This window comes from Carnobacterium maltaromaticum DSM 20342 (assembly GCF_000744945.1).
GTDB classification, from domain to species: Bacteria; Bacillota; Bacilli; order Lactobacillales; family Carnobacteriaceae; genus Carnobacterium; species Carnobacterium maltaromaticum.
Window position 1 is genome coordinate 3398139 of the sequence record NZ_JQMX01000001.1, and the last position, 13534, is coordinate 3411672.

Here is a 13534-nt window from a genome sequence, read left to right on the forward strand (position 1 = left end):
TGAAAAAAAAAAACTAGTCAAACTAGCATTCAAACTTGCTAATTTATTAAATAGTGATTAAAATTATATTAAATAACGGGATTTTTCAGAAATATAACAAATCAATAGTCAGTAAAGGAAGGTAGATGAAATGAATTCTAATAAATTAGTTGGAGGTCTGTGCTATTTAAGTATCTTATTTGCCCCCATTTTCTTTCCATTAATTGTCTTGTTTATCAGTACAGATAAAGAGGTTTCAAAAAATGCTAGTACAGCGCTGGGACTCCATATTGCTCCTTTTATTATTACCATCGTAGGTGTTCTTGCAATGATTTTGTTTGGGGTAATTTCTAGCAGTGATGATATTTTTAGAGGTGTTGTTTTGGTTGTCTTGATTTTGATTGCTATATTTGATGTTGTTATTTTTATTGTAAACATTGTGAAAGCAATAAGATTATTTTTAAGTTAGGTAGGTTAGATAATGAGTAAGGTAGTCAATTATTTTTTCTTAGCAGTGGGTATTATAATGATGATTTTTGGATTGTGGTTAATTTTTAATCCAAGAACAACCTTATCTATAGTAGTGGTATTAATGGGAATTGTTTTATTGTTAAATGGAATAAGTGAAATTATTTCATACGTAAGTGAGCGTAAAACGTGGAGTATATCAGTTTGGTATTTGTTTGATGGACTTCTTTCAACGATTTTTGGATTGCTCGTTCTATTTAATGGTCAAGTAGGTAAAAATTTCTTGATTTTATTATTTGCAATTTGGATTTTAGCTTCAGCAATTTTCCGTATTTTATTAGCTTTTTCGGTTAAAAGTGTCAGCAATTGGTTTATTATTTTGATCGTAGGAGTGTTAGGTCTGATTGTTGGAATTGTATCTTTATTTAATTCAATTTTCGTTTCAGTTGCCTTAGCGGTTGTTTTAGGCGGATTCTTCATTTTCCAAGGCTTAACGTGTATTTTTATTTCTAGCTTTTTACGTAGAAATCATTAAGAGTGAATAGGGAGGTTTTTAGTATGGCAGTAGAAAGAGTTGTCGCAACATTTATTGAATTAGTCAAAATTGATTCAGAGTCAAAAAATGAAGGAAAGTTTCAAGCGTATTTAAAAACGAAATTTGAAAAATTAGGTTTAGATGTATATGAAGATGATACGATAGCGCAAACGGGGCTAGGTGCTAATAATTTAGTTTGTCGTTTGGCAGGAAATACAGCAGCTGATGCGTTGTTTTTCTCTTGTCATGTTGACACAGTAACGCCAGGCGTAGGAATTAAACCTATTATTAAAGAAGGTGCAGTTTATTCTGATGGAACAACTATTCTAGCAGCTGATGATAAAGCTGGGATTGCAATCATGATCGAATTAATTGAACAGTTAAAAGAAAATAACGAACCTCATGGAACAGTAGAATTTGTTCTTTCACCAGGTGAAGAAATTGGTTTAGTTGGTGCAAGTGCTTTTGATGTAGGAGTACTAGAAGCTGATTATGGTTTTGTGCTAGATAATGGTGGACCAGTTGGGAGCATTACGGTAGGGAGTCCAACTCTTTACGGAATTGAAGTAACTATTAAAGGGATTACGGCACATGCAGGCTTAGAACCTGAAAAAGGCGTTTCGGCTATTGAAATTGCAGCCAAAGCAATTGCTAAAATGAAATTAGGGCGCCTTGATGCAGATACAACAGCAAATATTGGAACGATTAATGGTGGAACGGCAAGTAATATCGTTGCTGATGAAGTCAAAGTTTTCGCTGAAGCACGCTCGATTTCTCATGAAGCCTGTGAGGCACAAGTTAAACATATGACTGATCTGTTTATTGAAACGGCTAAAGAATTAGGCGGTACGGCTACAGTTGTGACAGATATTAAATCAGTAGGATATCGTTTTACTAAAGAATCAAAAACGGTTAAATTAGCAGCTGAAGCAATCACTAAAATCAATCGGACGCCTAATTATGACATTAGTGGTGGTGGTAGTGATGCCAACGTGTTTAATGCTAAAGGCAAAGAAACAGCGAATTTATCAATCGGTTATGAAAAAATTCATACTGTTCATGAAATGATTCCAATTATTGAACTTAAAAAAGCCGTAGAACTAGCCTATCAATTAGTGAAAGATGTGGGACAAAAATAAGCTACTAAGGCTAGTCAAAGAAAGAGGTCATTTGTATGAAAAGTGTTATTAAGCAAATTCCATTAGTTACTTTATCTTTAGCGTTAATTGGAATTAGCATCAATATGTTTTTGGCTCCACATCATATTGCAGCAGGTGGTGTGAGTGGGATTGGTGTTTTAGTTGAGCAAGCTTTTGGAATCAATCGAGCAACAACCGTTTTAGTATTAAATTTATTAATGCTCATATTAACGTTTTTCTTTTTAGGAAGACCAGTCTTTATTAAGACGGTAATTGGGAGTATGCTACTTCCGATTTCATTAGCAGTAGTACCTGAGATTAAGGTTGTTGAAGATCCATTTTTAGCGGTTATTTTCGGAAGTGCTATTTTTGCGGTTGGAGTTGCAATCTTATACAAAATTGGAGCATCTAGTGGTGGAACAACAATCCCGCCGCTTATTTTTCAAAAATACTTTGGAATTAGCACATCACTAGGATTGCTTTTAACTGATGCTGTTATTGTGATTTTTAATATTTTTGTTTTTGGTACTGAGGCCTTCTTCTTTGCGATTCTGTCGCTAGTGTTGACATCAATTGTGATGAATTATATCGAAACAGGAATGAAGCGTCGTCGAGCAGTGATGATTATGAGTGAAAATCATATCGATGCGATTAAAGTAGCCTTATTAGAAAATTTAAATCGAGGTATTACGGTATTTTCAGTTTCTGGCGGATATACTGGTAATGAAAAAAATATGCTAATGATTATTTTGACGAATCAAGAATATCAATCAATTTTGAAAGTGATTGATGAAATTGATAAAACCTCCTTTATTATTGCATATAATGTGTCAGAGGTTCATGGTTTAGGGTTTAGTTATCAACCTGTAGTTTAGGTGAGTTGCAATAAAAAATGAGTATTTGGAGGGATTTATATGAATGCCGTATTAGCATTTACAATTATCATGTTGGTTTGGACCGTAAGTGATTTTGTCTCTAAGAAAACAAAATCATTGCTTTCGTCATTATTAATTGCATCATTAATTTTCTTAATTGGCTTTAAAACAAGTATTTTTCCAGAAGATTTATTAACAAGTTCGTCTTTATTAACATTAGGGACAACGGTCGTAGGATTTATTATTGTCCATATTGGAACAATGATCAGTATTGCAGAGTTAAAACAGCAATGGAAAACAGTTATCATTGGAGTAGCTGCAATTATCGGAATTGCTGTGGCTTTGCTAGTCTTTGGGCCATTATTTGAAAGTCGAAACTACGCAATTGCAGCCATTGGAGCAGTAAGTGGCGGAACGATTTCAATTATCCTAGTACAAGAAGCGGCTTTAGCTTTAGGTTTAGTCTCTGTTGCCGTATTACCAGTTTTGATTTCAGCATTTCAAGGAATCATTGGTTTTCCGTTAACCACACTAATTCTGCGCAAAGAAGCCAAGAATATTCAAAAGGAATACCGTGCTGGAACGCTTAAAGTAGCAGAAGAAGTCAAAGTTGATAAGGCTGGTAAAGAGCCAAAAACGAAACTTCCAGAAGCATTCCAAACAACAGCAGGAACATTATTTGTTGTAGGTGTCGTTGTTTTAATTGCGACCTATTTAAGTGGTTTAACAGGTGGTATCGTAAACACGTTCATTATTGCTTTATTATTCGGGGTTATTTTACGCGCTACAGGTGTCTTTAAAGCAAATATTTTAACAGGTATTGATGCATATGGGTTAATGATGTTAGGTATTTTAATTATTATCTTTGGCCCATTAGCAACTATCTCTCCCCAAGATTTATTTGACCTAATTGTTCCCTTAAGCTTATCATTTCTAGTTGGTGTGTCAGGTAGTGTCATTTTTGCTATGATTGCAGGTAAGCTATTGGGTTACAGTATGTCAATGTCAATTGCAGTTGGCTTAACTTCTTTATATGGCTTCCCGGGAACCATGATTTTAAGTCAAGAAGCAGCTAAAAGCGTTGGTGAAAATGAGGAAGAAATCAAAGTTATTGAAGGCCAAATTTTACCGAAAATGATTATTGCAGGCTTTTCAACAGTAACGATTACTTCGGTATTTGTCACAAGTATCCTAGCTGGTTTTATTCAATAAAGTGTGACCTGTTTCAACTAAACTAATACAAAGAAAGACTGAGGATTTGTCCTCAGTCTTTTTTAAAGGAGAATGAAAATGAATACAAAAAAGAATAACAATCTAATTAACGGCTTAAGTTATATCAGTATCTTATTTGCTCCAATTTTATTTCCATTAATTGTTTGGCTAGTTAGTCCTATTACAGATGTTAAGCAACATGCTAAGTCTGCGCTATGGCTTCACATCTTACCAACGATACTGACTGTTGGAGCTCTATTTATTTTAATCACAACAGGATTATTAACCAACAGCCAAGCTACATTAGGAACCTTAACAATTATTCTCTTTTTTACCATTATAATAATTGACTTTGGTTTGGTTATTTGGAATATTTTCAAAGGAATCAAATTATTTTTAAGCTAATTAAAGAAGGTAGGAAGCCAGATGCGAGAATTAAAAAAGTCAAAAATTTTATCGATCATCATCCATTTACTAGCGGCAGCAACGCTAATTTTGGTTTGCACAAAAATTAGTTTTTTATTTAAGCCAGTTGGAATTTTTATCTCAACTTTATTTGCTCCAATCATTATTGCAGGATTTTTTTACTATGTCATGAACCCAGTTGTAGGGTTACTTGAAAAATTCACTAAAAAAAGAAGTCGAGCTATTTTAATTGTGTTCATTCTGATTGCTTTGGGATTTGTATTTTTTATTGGGATAATCATCCCTAACTTACTCAGTGAAGTAACCCAACTAGCGAGTAGCATGCCCCGTTTTATGCGGGAACAACAAATGGCTGTTACTGAATTACTGAATAGACCAGAGCTATCTAATGTAGATATTCAACGATATTGGAACGAACTAAATATTTCTACTGGTAGAGTTATTAATGGAATCGTAAATGGATTTACAACTAGTATTGGTAGTGTGATTTCAGTTTTATCGCGCTCGATTATCTTAATGGTAACAGTACCTGTGATTCTTTTTTACATGTTTAAAGATGGAGAACAATTACCAAGTGCCATTCGATGGTTTATCCCAGAAAAACAACAAAAAAATGCAGAAGAATTGATACAGACAGTCAATAAAACGTTGTCGTCTTACATCAGTGGGCAAGCACTGGTTTGTTTATATGTGGGAACAGGTGCTTACATTACCTTTAAATTATTAGGGATTCCTTATGCCTTTTTACTAGCATGTATTGCTGGTATGATGGATATTATTCCTTATATTGGTCCCTGGATTGGAGTAGCGCCAGCTTTTATTATTGCTTTTGCCAATTCACCCCAATCAGCCTTAATTTTAGCCTTGAGTATCATCGTCATTCAATTAGGTGAATCATACTTGGTTTATCCATTGATTATGGGGAAATCACTAAATATGCATCCTTTAACGATTATTCTAATTCTATTAGTAGCTGGAAACTTAGCTGGTTTAGTCGGTATGATACTAGCCTTGCCAACTTATGCTGTCGTGAAAATTATTGTATTAAGTGTCGCCAAAATATTCAAACTTGGAAAATATAAAGAAAAAATAGTTGAAGAATCGCTCTAGTATTTGTTAGAATTAAAAAAGCTTTAATTACGACTCAAAAGAGTTGCAATTAAAGCTTTTTTTGTTATTTTGCCGTCAATCTAACAACAACTTCACAACGTGCTGTTTGTGGAAACATATCAATTGATTGGAGATAATCAATTGTATAGACTTTACTTAAATCGACTAAATCACGGGCCAAGGTTGAAGGGTTACATGAAATATAAACCATTTTTTTCGGTTTTGTTTTATTGATAGCTTTAATCAATTCACGATCCAATCCAGTTCGAGGCGGATCAACTACTAAAGCATCAGGTTTAAATCCGCGCTTCATCCATAAAGGAAGTAGAGATTCAGCTTTACCAACTTCATAACGAACATGATCCAAGCCTAATTTTTTAGCATTTTTAGTTGCATCTTCAATCGCTTCAGGGATAATATCCATCCCACGAACTTCCTTAGCTTCTTTAGCTAAGCTAAGCCCAATTGTTCCAACTCCACAATAAGCATCAACTAAAGTCTCGTTAGGTGCTAATTTAAGGGCTTTACGAGCTTCGTCATATAATACAGCAGTTTGTTCAGGATTCAATTGAAAGAAAGCCCGAGCAGATAAATCAAAAGCAAAATCATCAAGTTTTTCAGTAATACTATTTTTTCCAGCTAAATGTATTGTTTCTTCTCCCATAACAAGAGAAGTCTTTTCTTGATTGACATTTTGCATAATTGAAACTACTTCTGGTAAAAGGATTTTGATTTGTTCAAGGAATTGTCTTTTCTTAGGCAATTTTTTACTGTTCGTTACTAAGACCAGTTGAACTTCACCCGTTTGAATACCGACACGACAAACAATCGTTTTCACAATCCCGCTATGTTTAATTTCATTATAAATTGGGATTTCAAGTTCAGCTAAAAGTCCTTTTACTACTTGAATAACCTTAGTCGTTTCAGGTCGTTGGACGATACAATTATTAATATCAACTAACTTATGCGTACCTTCACCATATAATCCAGCAATAATTTGATTTTCCTCTGTCATTCGGACTTGAAATTGAGCCTTGTTGCGGTAACGCCAAGGATCATCCATTCCGATAGTAGGACGTAAATCAAATTTTTCATAGCCAGCAGGTTTAAATTTTTCTAAGGATTGGAGAACCATATCACGTTTAAAATCTAGTTGTTTATCATAAGCTAAATGTTGTAATTGACAGCCACCACAGGCTTCATAAACATCACAAGGTGGTACGACACGACTAACTGATTTTTTACGAATTTTTTTAATTGTCGCTGTTGCATACTTAGGCATAACCTCTGTAACTTCAGCAACAACTTCTTCTTCTGGTAAAGCGCCTTTTACAAAAACAATCGTCCGTTTGTAGTAGCCGATACCTTCGCCATTAATCCCAAGACGTTTAATTGTTAATGGGAAACGTTGCCCTATTTCTATTGTATGTTGTGGGTTCATAAATACCTTCCAATCTGTTCATTTTAGTCAAGCACTATTATAGCACAAAAAATGGATGACGTCTGAATTAGACTTAATTCTAACTGTTCACTTTTTTAACCTTTGATTAATTTGAGTATTTATATAGTAGTATATTATAAGAAATCATTCGTCATTAAATTCAAGAAGGAAAGATAAATAAAAATTTACCTTAAGGGCTAGAAAATTTTAGAATTGTGGGGTAAAGTGAATAGAGGAACAAAAACCGAACATGTAAATGCTAACTAGTCGATGATTGAATATTGACTAGTATTATAGAGTAATGATTAAACCATTTAAAAGGAGGACAATATGGCTGAAAAAAATAAGCTAGAGCAACTAACCCAGAAAAATGAGAATACGTTTCCTCTTATTACTAAGATTGAAGTCCAAAAAAAAGCAAAGGAACGTTACAATATTTATTTAAATGGCGAGTACGCTTTTCCTGTAGATGAAGCAATTTTAGTGAAATATATTCTGCACAAAGGTATGGAGATTTCGCCAGAATTTAGAGCAGAGCTTGAAGAACAAGATGGTTTTCATAAAGCTTATAATCGTGCTTTAAATTATCTAAACTATGGTTTACGCTCTGAAAAAGAAGTTCGGGACGATTTGATTAAACATGAAATAACTTTTGCCACAGCACAAGCGGTAGTGGATAAATTGAAAATGCAAAATTATATTAATGACAGTACCTATGCGGAAAGTTATACTAGAACAGGAGCTAATCTTGGTGGTAAAGGGCCAAGGGTCATTACACAAGAATTAAAAAAACGCGGAATAGGCGATGAAACTATTAGCCAAGCGTTAGAGCAGTATCCATTTGAACAAATGTTAGAAAATGGGTTAGCTTTGGCTGAAAAAGTAGTTAAACGAACTGCCCGTAGTTCTTCTAGAGAAACTAAAAATAAAATTCAACAAAATTTAATGCAAAAAGGTTTTTCTAGTGATATTATTCAAGAAGTTTTACAAAATATAGATACTCAAAAAGACGATGAAGATGAGTATGCAGCTTTAAAGGATCAAGGAGATAAATTATGGCGCAAACATAGTCGTCTAGATTTAAGTAAGAAAAAGCAGAAAGTAAAAACAAGTTTATTTCAAAAAGGTTTTCCAGGTGATTTAATTAGCCAGTTTGTAACGGAAAAAGAAATGGAAGAAGAGGACGAATGACTGAAGAGAAGTTAAGAGTAGATACTCAAAAAACAGAAATAACCATGTGGTCAGAAAAAAAAATCACTGATTTTAGAAGCCATTTTTTAAGTTGGTATGATTTAGAAAAACGCACTCTCCCTTGGCGAGAAAATAATGATCCTTACCGTATTTGGGTATCTGAAATTATGCTACAGCAAACACGAGTGGATACAGTAATTCCATACTATTTAAATTTCATGAAATTATTTCCAACTACCGCCGATCTTGCTGCTGCAGAAGAAGATACATTATTAAAGGTTTGGGAAGGCTTAGGATACTATTCAAGAGTCAGAAATTTGCAAAAAGCAGCAATCCAAATTATGAATGAATTTTCAGGAGAAATGCCTACCAACCCAGAAGATATTGCAACCTTAAAAGGAATTGGTCCGTATACGACAGGAGCAATTTCGAGTATGGCTTTTCAGTTGCCAGTCCCAGCAGTGGATGGTAATGTTATGCGAGTTGTTAGTCGCTTATTTGAGATTAGTGAAGACATTGCAAAGCCAGCATCACGAAAGACTTTTGAAGCAATCATGAATCAAATTATTGATCCATACAAACCAGGGGATTTTAATCAAGCGATGATGGATTTAGGTTCAAGTACTTGTACTCCAACTACACCAACATGTAATTTATGTCCTATCAATGAGTTCTGTCAGGCATTCGAAGCTGGGACAATGACTCAGTACCCAGTGAAAAGCAAAAAGAAAAAAGCTAAACCAGTTTATTATGCAGGACTATTAATTCAAAATGAACGAGGTGAGTTTCTGATTGAGAAACGACCAGCAGAAGGATTACTAGCTAATATGTGGACTTTTCCATTATTGCCAGAAGAGTTATTGACAGTTGGAACAGGTCTGAAAATAGGCAAATTAAATGATAAATTACCCGAAACAATCGAAACACAAGTACTCAACAACCTTTCAGTAGAGAGTAGACAACGTTATCAAATAGAACCAATTTGGTTAAAAAAACCCTTTGGAGAAGTTGTTCATTTGTTTAGTCATTTAAAATGGTTTATCACTTCCTACTATGGAAAAATGTCCAGTGAAATGCTTACGGAAGCTCCAGAAAACTGCCTTTGGGTCCATCCTAGTGACTTTGAAAACTATACTTTTCCTGGTCCTCAACAAAAAATGTGGAAAAGCTACTTGACTAAATTTGAGAAATAGAGTATAAGAAAAAAAAGCCTGTAAATGTTATATTTACAAGCTTTTTTTTATTATTCTTAATAGTCAAGTAAGAATACTCTTGCTTTTTATCAATTTTTTTGAAAAAAATACAAATTAGAGATAATTACTTGTAAAAAAACGCTGTAAATACTGATAACATTGGTATTTATGCCTAGTTATTTGATGTTTTAAGCATTAGCGATAAACAAAATAGTACATATAGTTAAAAAAAAATGCTATAATTCAACAAAAGTAAGATTTTTGATTTGTGACAGAATTTCAACAAATTAAAACTTATGATGAATTAAAATGAGAGCTGGAATAAATAAGCCTCATCCCCTTAAAAACATATAGAAGAGGAGAATGACCTATGTCAACATTAGTCGAACAATTAATTAAGAGCGTGGTAGAAAAAAATAAAGAATATGCAACAAATTCAAAAAAAGCTGCAGTAAAAAATGCAAAGAGCCACCAAAAAAACTCTTAAGAACTAAAAGAGAACTTTGTCATTGAGATAGAGCTAAATTCATCCTCAATTAACTAGATAATTTCTAATACCTAATTAAATAATTGGTTAAAAAAAAGAGAAACGAAACTGTTTCTCTTTTTTTTAGTTACAGGTAGTATATAATAGATACATAGGCTAGATAAAAGTTCGTACTTAATTTCTAGTTAAGATAGGAGTAGAAGTGTAAAAATGAACTATTTTTTGGATAAACTACAAACTAGAAAAATTAAATTAATTAAACTACTTAAAAATGAATATCCTAATCGTTCCATTGCTGAAATTTCTAAAGAATTAGATTGTTCAAATCAGACCTTAATGACAACGATAGAATCTTTAATAGAGGACTTAAAAAGTTTTGAGATTAATACAGCGAGAATTAGAATAGTTTCGAAAAGAATAGAGGCAGATTTTGACGTCAATTTTTCAGTGGATTGTTTGATTCATGAGTACGTTAGAAAATCTTTTGAATATCAAGTTATTTTAGATTGTTTTTTTAACACAACTAAAAGTATATCTGATTATGCAAAAGATTTCTTTTTAAGCCAAGCGTCGACGTATCGTAAAATAAATGGAGTCAAAAATATCCTAAAGAATTTTAATATAGAGTTGCAACAGTCAACGACTTTACAAATTGTAGGGGAAGAAAAAATGATTCGCTACTTCTATTTTTCTTTTTTTTGGGAAACACATTCCAATATTAATTGGTCTTTTGAATTCAGCAAAGAGTTTATAGCTTCATTTAAAAAAGTCATTCATTCAAATGCTATAAAAGCTGATCATACATTAGTAAATCAAAATAAAATAGATCTTTGGTTTGGCATAATTTTAACAAGAATTGCAAGTGGATATTCAGTTGGAGTCATTCCGCAAATTAAAAATATTGGAGATTTTAATGTAAATTATCTCGAGAAAACAACCGAAAGCCAAGCTTTTTTTAATCAAATAAACCCAAAATTATCAAGAACAAAAAGCTTGGATGAGTTAAATTTTTGTTATTCTATAGAAATTATAAACACACATTATCGCGTGTATAATCCAACAATGGAGGGTTTGTTAAACAAGATTAAAGCAAATGACCAAATCTATAAAGTTGCTTCTCAACAATTTATTGAGAGTTTGGATAAGTATCTATCACAAGCTTTGGATAAGGAAGCACAAGCAATTTTGTTAGCAAATCTTTTTAGTGTTCACTTATCAGTTTTTTTATTTGATAATGTACTATCGCCTTTTTCCGAAAAGTTAAAACTCCACCGCTTTGATCGGATCTACCCGTCTGTTTATAAGATGCTAAATAAAGCGTATCAAGATTTTATTCGACATAAAGCAATCGCCAAAGTCTATCATGATAAGGAACTATTATTTCCTAGCTACCTATTAATTTTATATCTTTCTGTAGATGTTAAAAATTATACAGAACCGATTATCATTTATCTCTATTCAGCTAATAGTACCTTACTAGAATTTTTACTAAAAAAAGAGCTACAAAAAATGTCTCAATACAATTTGATTTTTACTGAAACGGTTACTGCAGAAACTGATTTGGTGATATCAGATACCTTTAATACACCTTTTTGTTTAAGCCAAGAAAGTACGTTAATTTGGGAATCAGTTCCTAGCGATAGCGATTGGATGAATTTACGTAATAAACTAAATGAAATCAAAAAAGAGAAAGAATTTTCACGGTTAGAATAAAGGATTGATAAATGCTGTTCAAATCAAATGAATAATTTAGATAATGAAATCATTTTATGATATAATAATTCATGAGATCGGATTTTTTAAATTCGTGTAGATAACTAATTCTCTTAGCTTACAGAGAAAAAGAAAGTTGGGTATGGGATGCGTATTCCAAAAGAAGGAGAATACATCACCATCCAAAGCTATAAACATGACGGTAGTTTACATCGAACATGGCGAGATACAATGGTTTTAAAAACAAGTGAGCAATCAGTTATTGGTTGTAATGATCATACACTTGTTACGGAGGCAGACGGCAGACGTTGGCTAACGAGAGAACCAGCGATTGTTTATTTTCATAAACACTATTGGTTCAACATTATTGCAATGATTCGCGAAAATGGCGTTTCTTATTATTGCAATTTAGCTTCACCTTATACAATGGATGAAGAGGCGTTGAAATATATTGATTATGATTTAGATATCAAAGTTTTCCCTGACGGTGAAAAACGCTTATTGGATGTAGATGAATACGAAGCCCATCGAAAAAAGTGGCAATATCCTAATGATATTGATCATATTTTAAAGGAAAATGTAAAGATTTTAGTCGAATGGATTAATGAAGAAAAAGGCCCATTCTCTGAAGAATACGTTAAACTTTGGTATGAACGCTATCAACAATTGTCTCGTAAATAATGTGGGTTTTAAAAAGGATGAAGAGTGCTATTCTCATCATTAAGAATACCTTTTTGAGTGTAAGAAGGTATTCTTTTTAAATCTGTATAGGTAAGCTACTTATGAAATTAGTTGCAAAAATTATGATGTACTTGGCCTGATAAATTTTTTATTAAAAGGAGTCGGAGAATTGAATAAAAAAAGTTTGATTTTACTTTTTATTGGTTTGATTTTAACAGGAGCAATTATATTTTTAGGGAAAAATTATTCAATAACGAAAAAAAATGAATTATTACGACAAGGTGAAGCCCAAGAAAGTCTTGTTCAAGGACAAGAAGAAAAGCGTACAATGAATGAAAAAAACGACTTAGAGGCAAAAACAACCGAATTTCAAAGTAATCGTGCTAATCTTTCTATTAATGATTATTTAGTATTAATTAATGCTAAAAATAGCAAAGCAACTCTTGCTTTTTATGGTGATAATGTTGAATCAGAACAATGGACTAAGAATATCAAAACAGCAACCATTGAAAAAACTGGACTAGCTAACTTAGAAATGAATCGTTATTATTTCCCAGGTTATGATTCGTTACGCCTAACGAATGAAAACACAAGCGAAAAATTAGTTGATTTGAAACCCGATGTTGTTTTCTTTTTTATTCCAGTAGTTGGGAATCAAGCGGTTGATATTTCTTTGGATGCATCTAGCCAAGCTATTTTAGCAAGTTATCTGGCTTTAAAAGAACAGCTTCCTGATAGTCTTATCGTAGCAGTTACTCCAGTTCCAAGCAGTAGTTTAATGAATAAATTTAATTCGAGAACATTAGATTATACTAGCTATGTAACAGATGCTGTCACAGTGTTAACTGAAAATGAAGTCCCATTGCTTGATTTACACAGCCTATATTTATCTGAATTAGAAACGACAAATCAGTTGTTAGCTAGTACTTTAGAAGCTGATGGAATTCAGCTGAATGCACAAGGTGTTACGTTAGCAACAACTCTATTTTTAAATCAATTGGCTAGTCCAAGAGATACAACTAGTGGGATTGATTAATAAAAAACTTCTTCCTCATCACTTATTAAAGTATTGAGGAAGAAGTTT

General features: G+C 32.8%; 13 protein-coding genes. 12 read left to right on the forward strand and 1 reads right to left on the reverse strand.

The genetic code is table 11. The features are described from left to right. Positions 1-130 precede the first annotated feature (130 nt). The 7 genes from BR77_RS15890 to BR77_RS15920 all read left to right on the forward strand — a co-directional run bounded on the left by BR77_RS15890 (position 131) and on the right by BR77_RS15920 (position 5744). Entirely contained in the window at positions 131-448 is a 318-nt protein-coding gene (locus BR77_RS15890; protein WP_015077063.1) for a magnetosome magnetite crystal formation protein family, read from the forward strand. A gap of 12 nt (positions 449-460) precedes the next feature. Continuing rightward, a complete protein-coding gene (locus BR77_RS15895) occupies positions 461-982 on the forward strand; it encodes an HdeD family acid-resistance protein (RefSeq protein ID WP_010051741.1) in 522 nt (173 codons plus the stop codon). Positions 983-1005: 23 nt separating this feature from the next. Beyond that, the gene (locus BR77_RS15900) at positions 1006-2121 is read left to right on the forward strand and encodes a M20/M25/M40 family metallo-hydrolase (protein WP_015077061.1); all 1116 of its coding nucleotides are present in this window, start codon (positions 1006-1008) and stop codon (positions 2119-2121) included. A 35-nt stretch (positions 2122-2156) separates the two neighbouring features. Then, positions 2157-2996: a YitT family protein gene (locus BR77_RS15905; RefSeq protein ID WP_010051745.1), complete on the forward strand. Its 840-nt coding sequence runs from the start codon at positions 2157-2159 to the stop codon at positions 2994-2996. A 39-nt stretch (positions 2997-3035) separates the two neighbouring features. After that, the gene (locus tag BR77_RS15910; protein WP_015077060.1) at positions 3036-4208 is read left to right on the forward strand and encodes a hypothetical protein; all 1173 of its coding nucleotides are present in this window, start codon (positions 3036-3038) and stop codon (positions 4206-4208) included. A gap of 78 nt (positions 4209-4286) precedes the next feature. Then, complete coding sequence (locus BR77_RS15915; protein ID WP_015077059.1) at positions 4287-4613, forward strand: magnetosome magnetite crystal formation protein family; 327 nt, start codon at positions 4287-4289, stop codon at positions 4611-4613. Positions 4614-4634: 21 nt separating this feature from the next. Continuing rightward, positions 4635-5744: an AI-2E family transporter gene (locus BR77_RS15920; protein ID WP_035065728.1), complete on the forward strand. Its 1110-nt coding sequence runs from the start codon at positions 4635-4637 to the stop codon at positions 5742-5744. A gap of 64 nt (positions 5745-5808) precedes the next feature. Here the strand turns inward: BR77_RS15920 and rlmD are convergent, their stop codons facing one another. After that, positions 5809-7185 carry a 23S rRNA (uracil(1939)-C(5))-methyltransferase RlmD gene (gene rlmD, locus BR77_RS15925; protein ID WP_035065730.1) on the reverse strand — a complete coding sequence of 459 codons (1377 nt, stop codon included), beginning with the start codon at positions 7183-7185 and terminating at the stop codon, positions 5809-5811. 330 nt (positions 7186-7515) lie between these two features. On the opposite strand from rlmD, the gene recX reads away from it, so the two are divergent. The 5 genes from recX (at position 7516) to BR77_RS15950 (ending at position 13486) form a co-directional block, all read left to right on the forward strand. Further along, positions 7516-8376 carry a recombination regulator RecX gene (gene recX, locus BR77_RS15930; protein WP_015077054.1) on the forward strand — a complete coding sequence of 287 codons (861 nt, stop codon included), beginning with the start codon at positions 7516-7518 and terminating at the stop codon, positions 8374-8376. Beyond that, positions 8373-9569, forward strand: coding sequence for an A/G-specific adenine glycosylase (mutY, locus tag BR77_RS15935; protein ID WP_016356558.1), 1197 nt, complete (start codon positions 8373-8375; stop codon positions 9567-9569). Before recX ends, mutY begins: the two co-directional genes overlap by 4 nt. A gap of 697 nt (positions 9570-10266) precedes the next feature. Further along, a complete protein-coding gene (locus BR77_RS15940; RefSeq protein WP_035065732.1) occupies positions 10267-11769 on the forward strand; it encodes an AcpB/EbpR/MafR family transcriptional regulator in 1503 nt (500 codons plus the stop codon). 147 nt (positions 11770-11916) lie between these two features. Next, a complete protein-coding gene (gene ntdP, locus BR77_RS15945) occupies positions 11917-12450 on the forward strand; it encodes a nucleoside tri-diphosphate phosphatase (RefSeq protein WP_010051756.1) in 534 nt (177 codons plus the stop codon). 169 nt (positions 12451-12619) lie between these two features. Continuing rightward, entirely contained in the window at positions 12620-13486 is an 867-nt protein-coding gene (locus BR77_RS15950) for an SGNH/GDSL hydrolase family protein (RefSeq protein ID WP_015077049.1), read from the forward strand. Positions 13487-13534 lie beyond the last annotated feature (48 nt).